Consider the following 17,321-nt stretch of genomic DNA (forward strand, 5'->3'; position numbering starts at 1 on the left):
CCGGAGAAACCAACAGAACCAGAGAAGCCAACAGAACCAGAGAAGCCAACAGATCCGGAGAAGCCAACAGATCCGGAGAAACCAACAGAACCAGAGAAGCCAACAGATCCGGAGAAGCCAACAGATCCGGAGAAGCCAACAGAACCAGAGAAGCCAACAGAACCAGAGAAGCCAACAGAACCGGAAAAGCCAACAAATCCAGAGAAGCCAACAGAACCGGAAAAGCCAACAAATCCAGAGAAGCCAACAGATCCGGAAAAACCAACAGAACCAGAGAAACCAACGAATCAAGAAAAGCCAGTTCTGAAACAAAATGAAAAGATGGTAGCGAGTAAATAAAGAAAAAATCAATTGATATTGTCAAAAAGGTACTCATAAAAAGAGTACCTTTTTAATTTGAAAGGGGTCATATAGATGTTTGTTAATAGTGCAAATTTAGTACAAATTTCAAGTCTAGATAAAAGTTTAATGGTGGTAGGTCGAGTGGGAACAGGGAAAACGAGGGAACTGAAGAAAATGGCTTTAAGTTTATCAAAAGTTTTAGTGTTAGATCCAACGAGAGAATACGAAGACGAAGAATTTGAGAAGAAAACGGGTCATGTGACTCTACAACACTTGGAATGTGAATCGAGTGAAGGGTATGGGAATTTTAAAATTACAGAAGATGTAATAAATAAAGCTAAACAATTTGAATATGTAATTGTAGATGAAACCAATTATTTAAGTCAGGAAGATTTTATATACTTTCTTCAACAAATGAAGGATTCCGATATAAAAGTAATAGCAAGTTTTCAACAAATGCCAACAGATGAACAAATTACTAAGAAATTTGGATATGTCATATCTTTAGATGTAACGAATGACTTCGATAAGATAATAGAATATGAGAAATATAATTATGATTCGGGCTTCGGCTTAAAGAAGTAATACGTGTGGCTAGATTGAACAGAGGTGATACTTTGATATGTATAGTGAAAAGATATCAATCAAATATAAATTAGCTGAAAAAGAAGTACTCATTCCATTGAGTGCTTTTTTGTTTGTTGGAATGTTATTGATCGCTAATTTTTTACTCAACTTATCTTTAGAGCTGATAGAAACAACTTTTAGTGATTTATTACATCCCAAACCGTTTCATATGGAGATAGGATTTCTTTTTCGGATGCCAATTGCAGAGCATCCAATTTACTACTTGCTTGTTTTCCTTGTAGTGATTGGAACTATTGCAAGAACAGTGTACAAATTGAAATCTTCCTTTAAAAACTTAAATAATCATGAGAAAGGATCTAGTCGTTTTACAACAGTTGAAGAGCTGAAAAAGCAGTACCGAGCTGTACCAGATCGAGAGGAAACATTTAAAGGTGGCGGTGGTGTTGTTATCTCCCGATTAGGTGACAAGGTATTTATTGATGATAGCCCGGTAAACAATTTAATCATTGGTACAACACGCTCTGGTAAAGGAGAAACCTTTGTATTTCCTACAATTGATGTCTATTCTAGAGCGGAACATAAGCCATCTTTAATTTTTAACGATCCAAAGGGAGAATTGTTCAGCGCATCAAAAGAAACGCTGGAAGAACGAGGGTATCACATTGAAGTTTTGAATTTATTAACTCCACTTGATTCTATGAGTTATAACTTATTGCAGCTTGTCAAAGATGCTTATAAAGATGGAGATTATTCAACAGCGCAAGCACTATGTAAAACACTCTCTCACACTTTGTATTATAAACCAGGTGTTAAAGATCCTTTTTGGCAAGATTGCGCTATGAGCTTATGTAACGCCATGATTTTAGCTATAACAGATAAATGTATTGCAGAAGGAACAGAAGAAAAAATAACGATGTATGCAGTAGCTAACATGCTATCGGAACTTGGTTCGAAAGAAATAATTATAGATCCAGAGGAACCGCCGAAAAATGCTTTAGATTTATACTTTGAGAATTTACCATCAGACAGTGTTGCGAAAATGCAATATGCAACTTCTAATTTCTCAAAAGGGCAAGCTAGAGGTGGTATTTTTACACAAACAATGAACGGTTTATCTATTTTTACATTTGATGAAATCGCTAAAATGACCGCAAAAAATAGTGTGGATTTAAAACGTGTAGGTTTTGGAAAAACAATAAAAGGAAAAGTGGCACCTAGAAAACGAATAGAAATTGTATTTCCGGATGGCTCAAAGGAGTCTATCAAATCAGATATTACGGGACGTTTTGCATTAGATTTTAAGAAAGTAATAAAAGTTGGGGATACCATTCAATTTAATGAAAAAGGAAATAAGAAAAAGAAAACATCTATTTCTATTATGAAAATAGATGAAAAGACAGGTGATACAGAATTTAAAGTAGTAGAAGAAAATGAAGATATACAAGTAATAACAGTGGACTATTTCGATAAACCAGTCGCTATTTTTATGATTACACCAGACTTTGATTCTTCAAATCATGTGATTGCTTCTATTTTTGTAAGGCAGCTTTATTTTATATTGGCAAAGGGTGCATCCCTCGCTCGTGGAGGGAAATGTCACCGTGAAGTGGTTTTTTGCTTAGATGAGTTTGGAAATATGCCGAGTATTGAAGGAATGGCAAATATTATCACGGTTTGTCTTGGTAGAAATGTTCGCTTTAACCTTGTAATCCAGGCATATGCACAATTGAAAAATAAGTATGGTGAGGATGCAGATACGATTGATGGAAACTGTGGGAATACAATTTACATTCTAACTAACGATCAAGAAACCGCCGAAAAAGTTTCTAAAAAACTAGGGAATCAGACGATTAATCTATCTTCCCGAAGCGGAAAAGGTCTTTCTACTGATAAAAATAAAACGGAAAGTCTAGATCAACGACCACTGTTAACAGCAAATGAACTTATGAATTTTAAAGAAGGAGAAAGTGCCGTTATTCGTGTCATAAAACGTCAGGATAATAACAGAAAACGGATCAGACCTCGCCCGATTTATAATACGGGAGAAACAGCCTTAAAATACAGATGGGAGTACTTAGGAGTAGAGTTCGATACAGATAAATCTATTTTAGATATAGATATTGATTCTCTACATGATGATGTAAATCCAAAATCACTTATTGTAGATTTTCTAGGAGAAAGAAAATCAGAACAAATTGATAAAGAAACATCAGAACCAGAACAGGAAGATTTGCCACCAGTAGAGACACCGCAGCCAGTAGAAGAGCCAACAATGATGGGAATTGATGAAGAGATTCCGGAAGAGGCGTTTCAGCAGGAAGATAGCCCGTTTGATTCCCTCTCCATTGAAAATTGGAAGGGAAAAACGGTTAACGAATTTTTCGAATCTGATTTAGCGGTTTTGAAACTGGTCGATAAGTTCTTTTTAGCACAGTTAGGAAAATCAATAGATGAAGTTGAAAATCAAGAAATGGGCGAGTTTTACAGTGAATTTCAAATGTTAGCTCACAATGACCACATTGACAAAAGTGTTTATCAAGCAGTCGAAAACAAGATTAATCGAATCTTGCGTGATTTAGAAGAAAAAGAACAAGTAACAAGTTAGAAAGCACTCAAATGATTGAGTGCTTTTTTGAATCTAAATATAAAGGGGGAAGAGGTAATGGGTGTACCGACAATCACGGATAAAATGCAATTGATTTTAGATAGTTACTCGCCATTTGTAACAGAAGAAAATGAGGTCATTCTTGGTCTAGAAGATGCGGTTCTTTTCCTTTCAGTAGATCGGGAACAAAAAGGGAAATTGAATATTCGTATCGACAGGCTAAATGAGAGAGTGAATTGGACAGCAAAAGAAGTATTGGGACAATAGCAAGCATGAGAGGAGGGTAAATAGTGAAAGATGAAGAGATTTTAAAGGTTTTAGAATCGTTCTCGGATTATCTTCAAGTAGGAGACATCGTGAATTATGTATTGCGTTGGCTAGGATGGTTCCTAATTGTAGGCTTATCTTTAGTTGTAGATGCTTTAGAAGGTGTGACAGATGCCATACTGGGGATTAAAGGATTCTTTAATTCACCGGAAATACAAAATTTTGTTGATATGTTATATCCATTGTTTGTCGTTCTTTTAGCCATTTCGTTTTTATATATTGGCTACATGTTTATTATGAATAAACAAATGAACCGTTCTCAAATTATCATCAATATTTTCATAACATTGAGTGTACTTTGTTTATTAAGTACTGGTATGACAAAGGTCGATAAGTTCACCGATGATGCCATAGCTGTTGTGAAATCTGAACAAAAGGGTTCTTTAAGTGATGAAATTATTAAGAAGAATATAACGGATGTTGCAGTAATAGATCAAAACGGATGGAAAAAGAAAGAAGATATGAATCCGAAAAATAATATTCCTGAAAAAAATATTAGACAGATAGATATTACTGAAAAAATAGATGAGGATTTTGAATTTACAAAGGACAAAGATTTATCAGATAACGGAAAGAAAATTTTGAAAAATAAAAGAGTAATGGATGCGTTAGGAGTTGCATCTTTAGCTGAATTAAAAGATGGATGGTTTGATTTCTTTCCAGAAAAGTATTATCGCTGGCATTGGAATTTCTGGAATATATTCTTTACTTTACTGATAACAGGATTAACTTTGTTATTAGTAAGTATTAAATTAGCTAGATTATTTTATGAATTGTCGTTTAACTACTTGTTAGCAAATATATTAGCACCAGCCGATGTTGCGAATGGTCAAAAGTTAAAGGCTGTATTATCTAATATCCTCAATATATTTATAGCAACGATTATGATATTCCTATCTTTGAAGCTATACCTAATAGGAACAGCTTTTCTCCATGACAAATTAAATGGTGTACCGTATCTGATTGCATTAGCCGCATTTAGTATGGCTGTTCTAGATGGTCCAGCAGCCGTAGAAAGGTTATTCGGTATAGATATTGGATTAAAGAGCAGTTGGGGTATGTTAGTAGGTGGTTTCGCACTTGGCAAAGGAATTGGCAGTCTTGCAAATTCAAAACCTATGAAGAGTCTCGGAAATATGATTGGAAAAGGAGCGAAAGGTGCAGCAGAAGGAACGGGTGTTGCAGCAGCTAAAACAGCAAGTGCGGCAGCGATGGCAACAGGTGGCGTGGCAGGGCTTATAAGCGGTTTGAAAAAAGGGAATGAGTCTGAAAATAAAGAGTCCTTGCAAGATCAAATGAAAAAAGCGGATCAGAAAAAAGCAAATGGTAATGATTTAGCAAAAAAAGAAAAAGAAAAAGGGAACTTAAATAAGGAAGAAGGTAAAAAGAATGGTGGTATGCCATCTATTCAAGAAGACATGAAAAAAGGAGGGAACGAAAACCCAGGGGGAGCGAATGGGCAAGAATCGGGAACAACAAGTCTTCAAGATGAAATGAAAGAAGCTGGAAAATCAAATGGAGCAAATGAAGGAAATCCAACAGCAGGAACAGTAAGACAAGGAGCAAATGAAGGAAATCCAACAGCAGGAACAGTAAGACAAGGAGCAAATGAAGGAAGTCAAACACCAGGAACAGTAAGACAAGGAGCAAATGAAGGAAATCCAACAGCAGGAACAGTAAGACAAGGAGCAAATGAAGGAAATCCAACAGCAGGAACAGTAAGACAAGGAGCAAATGAAGGAAGTCAAACACCAGGAACAGTAAGACAAGGAGCAAATGAAGGAAATCCAACAGCAGGAACAGTAAGACAAGGAGCAAATGAAGGAAATCCAACAGCAGGAACAGTAAGACAAGGAGCAAATGAAGGAAGTCAAACACCAGGAACAGTAAGACAAGGAGCAAATGAAGGAAATCCAACAGCAGGAACAGTAAGACAGGGAGCAAATGAAGGAAATCCAACAGCAGGAACAGTAAGACCAGGAACAAGTGAAGGAAATCCAACACCAGGAGGCGTAAGACAAGGAGCAAATGAAGGAAGTCAAACATCAAGACCAGCATCAAGCGGAGGAAGCCCGACACCAGTGGAAACACCAAGATCCGTACCAAGTGGAGGAAGCCCGGCACCAATGGAAACACCAAGAACAGTACCAAGCGGAAGTAGCCCGGCACCAGTAGAAACACCAAGATCCGTACCAAGTGGAAGTAGCTCGGCACCAGTGGAAACACCAAGATTCGTACCAAGCGGAAGTAACCCAGCACCAGTAGAAACACCAAGATTCGTACCAAGCGGAAGTAACCCAGCACCAGTAGAAACACCAAGATCCGTACCAAGTGGAAGTAGCTCGGCACCAGTGGAAACACCAAGATCCGTACCAAGTGGAAGTAACCCAGCACCAGTGGAAACACCAAGAACAGTACCAAGTGGAAGTAGCCCGGCATCAGCCGACATCGTAACGGTGACACATAGTAGTCCAATTATTCCTTATGAAAGTGATAAGGAAGTGGCAGCAAGTAGCAGTAAGGAAACACGGACATTGGGACAATATACAACGGATAAAGTTAAACATACGACATCATCAGTGAAACAAAAAGTAAGAGGTGTACAAGAACGAATTAATACTTCTGAAACGGTACAAAATACAAAGCGTTTTTATCAAATGGGTCAAAATACGGGTAAAAGTTGGAGAGATATTGTGAACAAAAATAAAAAGAATACGGATAAAAAATAAGCGTAATCGTACGCTTATTTTTTATTGTCGAAAAGGAGGGAATCCCGATGAGAAGCTATCGGATTCCGAAGGAAATCAGTACAGAATTACGGATTAATAAAGTGCTTTATTTAATAGATTTCTTTTTATTAATTGGCTTATTAGTTGTAACGATGATTCTTAGGAATTTTGTACATGATTCCTTTCAATTACCATTTGTTATTTTCATGGCAGTTATTGCAATTATCATGATTTGGCGACCAAGTACGAATCCTCAAAAACGAATGTATGAAGTTTTGATTATTACATTGCTAAGAAGGAAAGGTGCATATTGCGCCATTGATAACGATCAATAAGGGAGGGATCACATATGGCGTTATTCAGCGAAAAAGATGTAGAGAAAGAAGAGCCAAAACAACTAGAAAGACCGAAGAAAAATGCATTTCGATTTAACGAAAAAAACGTAAAAGAATCAATTTCTGAACCAAAAGAAATTGTGAAGGTGGTACCTAACAAAAAGAAAGAAGAAAGAACAAAGGCAAAACCAAAAGTAAAAACACAGAAGAAAGAAAAGCCAAAGAAAGACACTTCGAAAAAGAAAAATCCAAAACTGTTAGGTTTTTTATCTAGAAAAAAGAAAGAAGCGCCACCAAAGGTAAAGAAAAGTATTGCGGAAATTATGCAAATTGTAGACATGACGGAGGATGGCATATTTGAACTGAAAAATGAGGAGTTTTTAGAAATTCTTCAAGTCGAAGGTGACGATATGTTCTCTAAGAATAGCGATGAACAAGCATTTGTCATTTTCTCACATGCGTATTTTTATCAAGCCTACAAACAGTCCATTAAACTCGTTTTTTTAAACTTTCCATGTCAAACAACCGAACAACAACGTTATATAGAGAAGAAAATTAAAGAATGTACCAGTCCTTTGTATGAACGAATTTTAAATCAAAAGTTAAAAGAACTTCAGTTTTTAGAATGGGGCAGAACCAATCGTGAAGCCTTCTTATTTATTTATGGAGAAACGGAATTAATCGTAAAAGAACGTGTAGATTCAGCAAAACGATATATCAAGCGCTCTACTGAACTATTAGAGGTGGATGAAGAGAAAAAGTTAGAGCTTATGTTTAAATTGTTCAATCAAAATGCAAAATTAGGAACGAAAAATATATGGTAGTAAGGGGGCAACAATATGTTTGCGTTCAAGAGTAAAAAATCTAAAAAAGAAAAACAAGAGGAACTAAAAAAGAAGAAAGGTTATAACCCCTTTTTAGTGGCTAGAGTTCAGCCACAAGGGGGAATTAGTTTTAAAGAAAGTTATTTTCAAACAGGTGACGGATTAGGTACTTGCATTCATGTCTATGATTATCCAACAGAGGTAAATGATTTTTGGTTAGAGCAAATTATGAATATGCCAAATGTGATCACAACATTAGATGTAATGAGTGATGATCGAAAAGAAGTCGTTGAATCGATTAATAAATCCATGAGTGAACAAAGTGTTCGGCATGATACAGCAAAGGATAATATAGATCGAATTGATGCAAAAAATGAATTTTTAGAGCTGGAAGCTCTCTATACGGATTTGAAACAAGGTGAGGTCATGAAACGTATTCATATCCGTATTTATGTTTCCGCTAGAACATTAGATGAGTTAGAAAAACAAGTAAAAGAGATCATGGAAACATTAGAATCTTATAACTTTCGAGGAGCTGTTTTTTTAAATGAACAAGAGTATGAATGGGATGCACTCGTAACGAGCTTTGATACACAGAAAAATTATGTGAACCGAAGAAAAGGGAAAGAAATTCCGGCAGTCAGTTTGGCTGGTGGGTGTCCGTTTCATTATTCTTATTTGCACGATCCATACGGTACGTATTATGGAACAACGAAAACAAAAGGAAATGTTATTTTTGATATTTTTCATAAAGACGAACAAAGAAAGTTTTATAACGGTGTAATGATTGGAAAGCCTGGTGCTGGAAAATCAACATTACTAAAAAAGAAATCAGTAGACTATGCAAGTAAAGGTCATTTTATTCGTATTTTTGATATTGTAGGGGAATTTGAGGAAACAGTACGTGATCTGAACGGGAAAACAATTGCATTAGATGGTTCACAAGGTCAAATTAACCCACTTCAAGTATATAAGACAGCAGAACTTGAAGAAGTTAGTTTCACTCAACATCTATCTAAATTGACAATTTTTTATCGATTCATTGCGCCAGAAGCAAAAGATGATGAAATTAAAGAATATGAAAATTTACTTCGCAAATTATATATTCGAATGGGATTATGGAATGACGAAAAAGGAGCGAAAAATGAAATTACAACAAGAAAACCAAATGAGTATCCCATTTTCTCAAACTTTTTATCTTTTGTTCGTGATGAATTATATGAGAATGTAAAAAATAGAAAACACCATGAGAATTTAGGAGAAAGCAGAAAACATCGTTTAGAGTTGATTGAATTAAATCTTGTAAATTTAGTAGAAGCATATGCACAATTATTTGATGGTCATTCCACTATTGAAAACTTTAAAAAAGAACAAGTTGTATCGTTTTCCTTACGAAACATTTCAAATTTTAAACCGGAAGTATTCCAAGCGCAAATTTTTAATGTTTTTAATTTAATATGGGATGAAATGATATCCAATGGTGCGCCACAATTAGAGGCATATACTAAACAACAACTTGCTTTTGAAGATGTAATTCGTTATTTCATTATTATTGACGAGGCGCATCATATCATCAACACGAAAAAAGAAAGCGCTCATGCGCTACAATTTTTAACGAAATTTAGCCGAGAAGATCGAAAATACTTTGCAGGGCTTTTATATGCAAGTCACACGATTCGTGATTTTGTACCGGAAGGATCTTCACAAGAAATGATTGATGAAATTAAAAAGTTATTTGAACTTACACAGTACAAATTTATTATGCAGCAAGATAATAACAGTTTAGATATGTTACGAAAAGTATTTGCAGGACAGTTAAGTGAAAGTGAGATTGCAGCGATTCCACATTTGCCAACAGGGGATGTCATCTTAAGTATTGGGGCTGTAAAAAACATTCATTTTCATGTAGAAGTAACAGATGAAGAATTGATGTTATTCGGGGGAGGTGCTTAATACTATGCATCTAGTTTTAAAGATTATACCAAAGAAATGGCTCATCACTTTAGCACTACTTGTGATGGGTCTTTTTTCTTTTCTTTTACTTGGAGTAGTAAGCATTTTTATTGCAGCAATGGGGAGTGATAGTGGAACAGACACGGGTGATATTACGTATACAGGTGAAGGGCAAGTCATGAATGTTTCACCTGAAGTTCTAAAATGGGAACCTACGATTCGGAAGCATGCGAAAGCCTTTGGCGTGGAACCGTTTGTTGCTTTAATGCTTGCACAAATGATGCAAGAAAGCGGAGGACGTGGTAGTGATCCGATGCAGAGTTCCGAAGGCGCATTTAATACGAAGTATTGTAAAAAGCCTAATTGTATTACAGATCCAGACTACAGTATTTGGGCTGGTGTACAAGAATTTAAACATGCGATAGAAAGAGCTGGTGTAACGAGTCCTGGTGACATGGATCATATAAAAACAGCCCTACAAGCTTACAATTTTGGTACTGGATTTTTTGATTTTGTTGCTTCAAATGGTGGTAAATATACAAAGGAAATAGCTATAAAATTTTCGCAAGAACAATACAAAAAAGTAGCTCACACCGGTATGTATCATTGCCTTAGACCGGAAGCTGTACCGTATCAAGCGTGTTATGGCGATATACTTTATGTTGATGCAGTTTTAAAGTATTATCAGCCGGGTTCTGTTGTTTCTGGTGGTGGAGGAAATCCAGGAAGTGGTGGAAGTAGTGGTGTAAAGGTTGTAGATGTTGGTCGTCCGTTGATAGGAAAAAGTACTTATGTTTTCGGTGGAGGACGAAAGCAAAGTGAGATTGATAGGAATATATTTGATTGCTCTAGTTTTGTACATTGGGCATTTAAGCAAGTAGGAAGAGAGTTAGGACCTGTAACGGATGTTAACACAGAGTCATTAAATAAAATTGGTCAAAAGATATCGCCAAATGATATGAAACCTGGTGACGTAATATTCTTTGATACTTATAAAAAGGATGGGCATGTTGGTTTTGTTGTAGATAAAAATCACTTCATTGGTTGCCAAACAAATAAAGGAGTGTCTATCGAAGATTTAAATAATCCCTATTGGAAAAAAGTGTTTACTGGTCATGTAAGAAGGTTCTAAAAACCGAAAGAATAGGAGACTAAAAGAATGAAAGATAAACGAAAATCTTTGTTTATTGTGTTTGTCATTTTAGTTGTAGGTGTAACAGCTTTTAATATCTATTTGAGTAAAAAATCAATGAGTGATGGCAAAGAAAAACAATTAAAACTTTCAAATGAATTACTAACAAAACAAAATGAAGATTTAAAAAAACGACTGGATAAGGTACTTCCTTCCGCACAAGAACAACAGAGAAGGGCGTATTTAACGACAGCCGAAACGTTTATACAATTATCATTTCACAGAGAAAAAGAAGGGTACAGCGAGCGAAAAGAAAAGGCAAAATCCATTATGAGTGAAGAACTTTTACAACAATTTTATCCAACTGATAAATACGAACTAGGAGATACCTATAAAACAAAACCAATAGAAATGAAGTTTTATTTACAAGAAAATGAACCGGATAAAGAGGAAGTAAATGTGTTAGCTGAATTTATAAATGTCACAACAGATTCAACGCAAAACCGAGAAGAAAAAGTAAACAATGTGTTACGAATCATCATGAAAAAGGAAAATGAAATATGGCGAGTTACAAGTGTGGAAGAGTTAAATATGAAAGTTTTATAACGAAAAAGGTGGGGTGAGAGTGTGATAGGTGCAATTGGTAAGAAGAGTGAAAGAATCAATCTAAGAAAAAATAAGTCGTGGATCTACTTAACAATTATAAGCTTTCTATTTTTAGGCTTTTTCGCTTTCCTAACATCTAAAATTTACATGCCAAACGATGAAAAACTATTTCATACAGAGACAAATAAAGTAATTAAGTTGTCGGGTATGGGGAAATTGATTGTAGAGAAAAGGGAATACAATCCACACAAAAATTTTATACAAATTTACTTTCGATTAGAAGGATATGAGGAAACAGGATATACATTTAAAGCACAGCAAAAAGCAAATCCAGGTGTTCAACTACCAGTCAAAGTATTGTATGAGGAAAACGGAAAATACGTAGTAGAAGTAAAAGACTTATCTCCGAATTGGGGAGCGTTAGCTTTCGATATTTACAATAAAAATGGTGAGAAAGAACAAATGGATATTCGTAAATTTACACAAGATGTGAACGAATATGAAGAAGAAAATGCAGCAACAAAAAGTCCGAATAAATTAGTTCAGACGATTTTTACCGATCAAAGAAAAACAAAAGCGAATGACGAACTGATTGCTGAAGATAAAAAAACATATGAACTAGATTTTATTGAAAGAGACAAAAAGGATATCGAAACAAAGATAAAAAATTATGGGAAAGCAATCAAACTGGAAGAAGAAAATGCGAAGACAGTTTATGAAAAAGTAAAAGAATTACAAGATGAAATGAAGTATCAAACGGAAGCAGAAAAAACGGAAACACAATCAAAAATAGCATCATTAGAATCTAAAATAAAGTCGTCGGAAAAGAACGTGGAATTGTTTAAAGGCGAACAAAAAATTGCAGGAGATAAAATCAAAAAATTAGAGCAAAAGGCACAAGAAATTAATAAAAAGTGAAAAAAGTCGTGTCGTGAGTGAGTCCACATCACGAAAAAATGAGTCGTGAGTGAGTCTACATTAGGGGATTTTGGGTCGTGAGTGAGTCCACACCTAAAAGCTTTTCTTGCCCCCATCGTTTCGCTAGGCTCCGCCTAGCCCCACACCCTCGGTGGGGGCAGAAACCCCTTATGCTCTTCTCACTATTTTTTGATCTCTACCCAGAATTGCAGAAAGGAGCCGAAATTGTGAATCTAAAAATAAGAGATATAGATCCAGTTGCCTTAAAGAAAATAGATGAAATGGCAAAGAGAAAGGGGATATCCCGACAAAAATTTTTGAAAGCTCAAATTGAAATGCTGGCATTTTTTCATCAACAAAATAAAAGGGAAATGGAATTAGAAAATCTCATTGAAAAGAATATCCATATGATGAGTGATTGTTATAGCGCAATGGAAAAAATGAATGAGTTTATTCAAATGATGATGCAGGATGTTGAAAATGAATAATGCCGTTCCTGTTCAGTCTTCCGTCACACCAGGTGTTGTTTTAAAAACAAAATTTGTGTTGCCAAGTTCGGATGCTTTTCAAAACTATATTGATTATGTAGATCGTGAGGAAGCGAAAAGTGAAGTGAAGCTGAATCCGAAAATGTTCGAAACGTATCAAGACTATATGGGGAATTCAGAAAAGACCTCGGCACTATTTACGGAACACGCAAATCGTTTAACAGAAAGTGAAAAAAAGTCCTTAAAGGAAATGTTTAAAACCGCTCATGAGAATGGAAGTATCATGTGGCAAGATGTCATTTCTTTTCATAATCCCTGGTTAGAGAAACAAGGAATTTATGATGAGAAAACAAAAACGTTGGATGAAAAAAAGTTAATGGATGTAACACGGCTTGCGATGAAGGAAATGCAAAAAAGAGAGGGGCTGGAAAAAAGCTCTATCTGGTCGGCAGCCATTCATTTTAATACGGATAATATTCATATTCATGTCGCAACTGTTGAGCCATTTCCAACGAGAGAACGTGGTAAAAGAAAACCAAAAACATTAGATGCGATGAAGGGTAAAGTCGTAAATAATTTGTTAGATCGTAAACAGGAACAAAAACAAATTAATGATCTAATTCGAAACAATATGGTGGGAAGGAAAAAAGAAGATTCCGTTTTTGAGTGGCGTAATCAACATTTGAAACCATTGTTTTTACAAATCTATAAACAGTTACCAAGTGATAAAAGACAGTGGCAATATAGCTACAATACGATTCAACCATTAAAGCCGCAAATTGATGAATTAAGCAGTCGGTATATTCAACATCATCATAAAAAAGATTACGATCAGTTTCTCCAAAAGTTAGATAAAGAAGTGCAAGTTTTTAAAGAAGCATATGGGGAAGGAAAGTATGATAAGAAGCAATATGAAAATTATAAAACGAATAAAATCAATGACCTGTATAAACGAATGGGGAACGCCTTTTTACAAGAAATGAAGGCATATGATAAAGAACAAAAAAGAATCCATCACATGAAAAAATCAAAGTCATTTCGAAAATTTCAGCAGAATGTATCTATTCAGTATTCTATGAGAAAAGTGGAAGGCGCTTTTAAAAGTGAATACGAAAGCTGGAAGAACCAAAAGTATTATGAGCGTATGCAAAAAGAAACCGCATATCAAAATGAGAGGGGTTATTAAATGAAAGACTTTCGCATGCAAATTACATTGGATGAAGAAACAGATACGTATATTAAAGACTACATGGAAGAACACAATATAAGATATAACGGTGAAGCAATTGTTAGGATTTGTAGAGAACATCAAGCATCAAAAAATACAGAATGGTCATTGAATTATATTTCCGAAATTGTATCAAAGAATCTACACGATGTGTTGAAAAGTGAACTAACAAAAATTCGTCTTGGTGCAAATAGTGCGGATAGAAATACGCAAATTTTAATTGAATTATTAAATGGTTATTTCTTTTTAGAGGGTGTAGATAGTCTTATTACGACTGATAAACAAGAGATGGAAAGTGTGAAGATAGCAAAAGAAGTCGTAGCCGAACGGATTAGTAACGCAAGACAAAAACGTTTAGATCATGAGGCATCAAAGAACAATGTAACGTAAGCTACATTGTTTCTTTTTATAAAAAAACAGGAGGTTAGCAGGATGTTATTATTTCATGAAGATATCGCATTAGGAGTCATTAAAGAGGTTGGAGAAGGTGAACTTGTTTTACTTGTAAAAGAGGAAGAACTAACAATCAAAATTACACGAGAACAAGAGGAAGAACTTGCAGTTCATGTCATGAATCAAGAGAATATGTTAGTTCCAATCAATGTAAAGACTCATGAGCTTTTCTTCGATACAGCTGAGAGATGGAATGAAGAGGAAATGGAGGAATTACAAAAAGCAAGTGAAAGAGTAGGAGAAGATCATGAGTAAAAGTTATAAGAAAAAGTATCAAACGAAATCACCAGAAGAAAAGAAAGAAGCGGTGCAAGCTTTAACAAAAAAGATGGAAAAAAGCGTTGAAGGTTATTTTCGTACACCGGGAGATTTAAAAGAGTATCTAACGTTTATGGCAAAGTTTTATCACTATTCACCATCTAATATTTCATTAATACAAAGTCAATTCCAGGGAGCCAGTGCAGTTGGTTCCTTTTCTTTTTGGAAAGAAAAAGGATTTCCGGTTAAGAAGGGTGAGAAAGGAATCAAAATTCTTGTTCCAAACCGAACTGTAGCAAAATTTAAAGACAAAGATGGGACATGGAAATCCGTTACAAAGGCGAGTGAGCAAGAGAAAAAACAAATTGAATCTAAAAGCGTAGAAGTGAAACCAGGTCGCTTATATTTTGCTGTCGGTCATGTGTTTGACGTGTCCCAAACGAACGCAAAAGCAGAAGATCTTCCCCGTATTTTTCCGAATCGTTGGCTAGAAGGGAGCGTTACAGATTACCAGAGTTTGTACAAGGGAATGGAAGCCATTGCGGAAAAAAACGGAGTGAAAATTATTGCACCAAAATCAGAGTTGGGCGTTGCAAAGGGCGTAAGTTACCCCCTAACAAAAGAGGTCGCTTTGAATCCACGAAATAGTGAATTACAAAATGTAAAAACACTTCTTCATGAATTGGCACATGCCAAACTTCATACAGCAGAGACACGTATGAATTACACAGCACCAGAAAAAGAGTTTCAAGCAGAAATGACAGCTTACGCCGTTTCTTCTTATTTTGGGATTGATACAAGCGAATATTCGTTAGGGTATTTAGCGAGCTGGACACAAGGAAAAGAAATGAAAGATAAAACCAAGTTGTTGAAAGAAGTACATGAAACTTCCATTGAATTCATCGAAACGATTGAAAGTAGTTTGGAAACAGAAAAACAACAAATAAATGAAAAAGAGGTGGAAAGTATGGCAAATCAAAATGAGAAACAGGATGAAAAAAATATTTTATTAGTGGAATACATGAGTTTAAGTAACACGACACAAGAACTCATTTCTGTTAACGATTTAAGAGAACAAGCAGATAAAAATCGTGCGTTTGAACCTGTAGAAGGTGCAGAAAAATTGGGTGATAAAGAATTTATTGATGCATTTAACGAGGCGAATCAAGAAAAGTATGCAGCACTAAATCAAGATGAAATTAATCGTCCTACCATGTTAGTTCAATGGAGCGACAACGAAAACTTTAAGAGTAATCAACTAATCCCATTTGGAGAAGCCAATGAAAAAATGGCTGAAGCCATTTCAAGTATTGAAAAAGCAAGAGAAGAAGCTAGAGAAAGAGGTCAAACGATCCCCTACGATCAAGCTCGTTACCATATTGTCATTCCAAAAGAAGTCGATAGGGAGTTTGGGAGAATGGAGCTTGTGAGTATGGATCGTTTCAATATGGGGGATGGTGACTACAAGACGCCATATGAACAAGTATTAAACGAGAAAAGGTATCTATCGGATGAGGTGAAACAAGCGTTACGTGATGAAGTGGTGAATTATAGAACTGATAAAGAAATACCGATGGAAAAAGCACAGGAAAGTACATTAGAGAACTTGAAAGAGACACCTAACCATTTAGTTACAATTGAAGTATTAGCAAATGGTATGCAAGATGAAGAACTGGCAAGAATCCACATGATGGATGCTGTTACGAAAGATATAAATCATTTGTCTGTATGGAATCAAGATAAAACAAATCGGGACGATTTATATGTTTCCCTCATGGAAAAGAACGGGAAACGAGAAAATGTCTATTTAGATAACATTTTGAAACCAGATTTATATGAAAAGGTTCAAAGTTCTATCTTTGATGGGAGAGGAAATTTGTCATTTGTTGTTTATGAAAAGGATGCAAATATGAGTCTAGATGAAATCGTAAAAGATGAAAGATATGGACACTTAGTTGATAAAGCGGAAGCACAAAAAGATTACTCATTTAATGAAAAAGAAGTGGAATTGTATAAAGAAATGAAAAAGGAAGGATATGCACCTATTGTCTCTTTAGATCAACAAATTCAACCTTCAAAAGAAAAAGAATCAGCTACCTTAGATAAGGACTTAAGCCGAAAATTCGAAGCATACAGACGTTCACAATATGAAGAGACACCAGATAATATTGATAGCATTGTCACTCGTGTAAAAGCTGAAGAACGGTATTATACAACGAAATATGTTTCGATTGATAATGAGCTTGTAAGCCAGGAACACGTAGTAAAATTAGAAAATCAGGTGGATGAGAAGCTTGGAAAAGAAGGAATAACGGTGAATCAGTCTACAACCTCAAAGGAAACGGATTTTGATAAAAATTTTCAGCCATTGAATGGAAAAAAAGCGAATGATAAAGAAAAAGAAAAGGAAATGGATCCTGGGAATGTAGAACAGTCGAAGTCTACAAAGAAATCGGGTAGAAAAAAAGAAACAATGGAAATGGAACGATGAAAAATTGTATAGACGGAATACCAGATTAAATCATTTTTTGTTAC

15 protein-coding genes and 1 pseudogene are annotated in these 17,321 nt (G+C 35.3%); all 16 read left to right on the plus strand.

Annotated elements, in window-relative coordinates; all coding sequences use genetic code 11:
• Positions 1-339, plus strand: a pseudogene (locus DOS87_RS29910) (hypothetical protein); the annotation flags it as partial.
• Positions 340-414: 75 nt separating this feature from the next.
• On the plus strand, positions 415-927 hold the full coding sequence (locus DOS87_RS17210) for a DEAD/DEAH box helicase family protein (protein ID WP_098867928.1): 513 nt from the start codon (positions 415-417) through the stop codon (positions 925-927).
• 37 nt (positions 928-964) lie between these two features.
• Positions 965-3,535, plus strand: a complete 2,571-nt coding sequence (locus tag DOS87_RS17215) for a VirD4-like conjugal transfer protein, CD1115 family (protein ID WP_098867927.1) — start codon at positions 965-967, stop codon at positions 3,533-3,535.
• Between the two features lie 57 nt (positions 3,536-3,592).
• Complete coding sequence (locus DOS87_RS17220; protein WP_081144033.1) at positions 3,593-3,802, plus strand: hypothetical protein; 210 nt, start codon at positions 3,593-3,595, stop codon at positions 3,800-3,802.
• Between the two features lie 23 nt (positions 3,803-3,825).
• Positions 3,826-6,591, plus strand: a complete 2,766-nt coding sequence (locus DOS87_RS17225; RefSeq protein WP_208730040.1) for a pLS20_p028 family conjugation system transmembrane protein — start codon at positions 3,826-3,828, stop codon at positions 6,589-6,591.
• A gap of 47 nt (positions 6,592-6,638) precedes the next feature.
• Complete coding sequence (locus DOS87_RS17230; RefSeq protein ID WP_001258275.1) at positions 6,639-6,926, plus strand: DUF5592 family protein; 288 nt, start codon at positions 6,639-6,641, stop codon at positions 6,924-6,926.
• Positions 6,927-6,940: 14 nt separating this feature from the next.
• The gene (locus DOS87_RS17235) at positions 6,941-7,750 is read left to right on the plus strand and encodes a hypothetical protein (protein ID WP_098867923.1); all 810 of its coding nucleotides are present in this window, start codon (positions 6,941-6,943) and stop codon (positions 7,748-7,750) included.
• A gap of 15 nt (positions 7,751-7,765) precedes the next feature.
• Positions 7,766-9,703 (plus strand): VirB4 family type IV secretion system protein, encoded by a 1,938-nt coding sequence (locus DOS87_RS17240; protein WP_097982054.1) that lies wholly within the window; start codon positions 7,766-7,768, stop codon positions 9,701-9,703.
• Positions 9,704-9,707: 4 nt separating this feature from the next.
• Positions 9,708-10,835 carry a bifunctional lytic transglycosylase/C40 family peptidase gene (locus tag DOS87_RS17245; protein ID WP_098392604.1) on the plus strand — a complete coding sequence of 376 codons (1,128 nt, stop codon included), beginning with the start codon at positions 9,708-9,710 and terminating at the stop codon, positions 10,833-10,835.
• Between the two features lie 27 nt (positions 10,836-10,862).
• Positions 10,863-11,441, plus strand: a complete 579-nt coding sequence (locus DOS87_RS17250; protein WP_086396682.1) for a MerR family transcriptional regulator — start codon at positions 10,863-10,865, stop codon at positions 11,439-11,441.
• A gap of 21 nt (positions 11,442-11,462) precedes the next feature.
• On the plus strand, positions 11,463-12,359 hold the full coding sequence (locus tag DOS87_RS17255) for a hypothetical protein (RefSeq protein WP_065845882.1): 897 nt from the start codon (positions 11,463-11,465) through the stop codon (positions 12,357-12,359).
• A 227-nt stretch (positions 12,360-12,586) separates the two neighbouring features.
• Complete coding sequence (locus DOS87_RS17260; protein ID WP_208730386.1) at positions 12,587-12,847, plus strand: hypothetical protein; 261 nt, start codon at positions 12,587-12,589, stop codon at positions 12,845-12,847.
• The gene (mobP2, locus tag DOS87_RS17265) at positions 12,840-14,033 is read left to right on the plus strand and encodes a MobP2 family relaxase (protein ID WP_098251498.1); all 1,194 of its coding nucleotides are present in this window, start codon (positions 12,840-12,842) and stop codon (positions 14,031-14,033) included. Before DOS87_RS17260 ends, mobP2 begins: the two co-directional genes overlap by 8 nt.
• Positions 14,034-14,465: a hypothetical protein gene (locus DOS87_RS17270; protein ID WP_048535284.1), complete on the plus strand. Its 432-nt coding sequence runs from the start codon at positions 14,034-14,036 to the stop codon at positions 14,463-14,465.
• 42 nt (positions 14,466-14,507) lie between these two features.
• On the plus strand, positions 14,508-14,783 hold the full coding sequence (locus DOS87_RS17275) for a hypothetical protein (protein WP_081143330.1): 276 nt from the start codon (positions 14,508-14,510) through the stop codon (positions 14,781-14,783).
• On the plus strand, positions 14,776-17,277 hold the full coding sequence (locus DOS87_RS17280; protein ID WP_208730041.1) for an LPD25 domain-containing protein: 2,502 nt from the start codon (positions 14,776-14,778) through the stop codon (positions 17,275-17,277). The genes DOS87_RS17275 and DOS87_RS17280 overlap by 8 nt, the downstream gene beginning before the upstream one ends.
• Positions 17,278-17,321: the final 44 nt, after the last annotated feature.

Origin of the sequence: Bacillus sp. CR71, assembly GCF_003429245.1 — a bacterium.
GTDB lineage: Bacteria > Bacillota > Bacilli > Bacillales > Bacillaceae_G > Bacillus_A > Bacillus_A thuringiensis_S.

Bases quoted from the DNA above. Each gene is read 5' to 3' on its own strand.
- DOS87_RS17220 (WP_081144033.1), top strand. From the start codon at position 3,593: ATGGGTGTACCGACAATCACGGATAAAATGCAATTGATTTTAGATAGT.
- DOS87_RS17250 (WP_086396682.1), top strand. From the start codon at position 10,863: ATGAAAGATAAACGAAAATCTTTGTTTATTGTGTTTGTCATTTTAGTT.
- mobP2 (WP_098251498.1), top strand. From the start codon at position 12,840: ATGAATAATGCCGTTCCTGTTCAGTCTTCCGTCACACCAGGTGTTGTT.
- DOS87_RS17275 (WP_081143330.1), top strand. From the start codon at position 14,508: ATGTTATTATTTCATGAAGATATCGCATTAGGAGTCATTAAAGAGGTT.
- DOS87_RS17270 (WP_048535284.1), top strand. From the start codon at position 14,034: ATGAAAGACTTTCGCATGCAAATTACATTGGATGAAGAAACAGATACG.
- DOS87_RS17235 (WP_098867923.1), top strand. From the start codon at position 6,941: ATGGCGTTATTCAGCGAAAAAGATGTAGAGAAAGAAGAGCCAAAACAA.
- DOS87_RS17230 (WP_001258275.1), top strand. From the start codon at position 6,639: ATGAGAAGCTATCGGATTCCGAAGGAAATCAGTACAGAATTACGGATT.
- DOS87_RS17240 (WP_097982054.1), top strand. From the start codon at position 7,766: ATGTTTGCGTTCAAGAGTAAAAAATCTAAAAAAGAAAAACAAGAGGAA.
- DOS87_RS17210 (WP_098867928.1), top strand. From the start codon at position 415: ATGTTTGTTAATAGTGCAAATTTAGTACAAATTTCAAGTCTAGATAAA.
- DOS87_RS17215 (WP_098867927.1), top strand. From the start codon at position 965: ATGTATAGTGAAAAGATATCAATCAAATATAAATTAGCTGAAAAAGAA.
- DOS87_RS17245 (WP_098392604.1), top strand. From the start codon at position 9,708: ATGCATCTAGTTTTAAAGATTATACCAAAGAAATGGCTCATCACTTTA.
- DOS87_RS17280 (WP_208730041.1), top strand. From the start codon at position 14,776: ATGAGTAAAAGTTATAAGAAAAAGTATCAAACGAAATCACCAGAAGAA.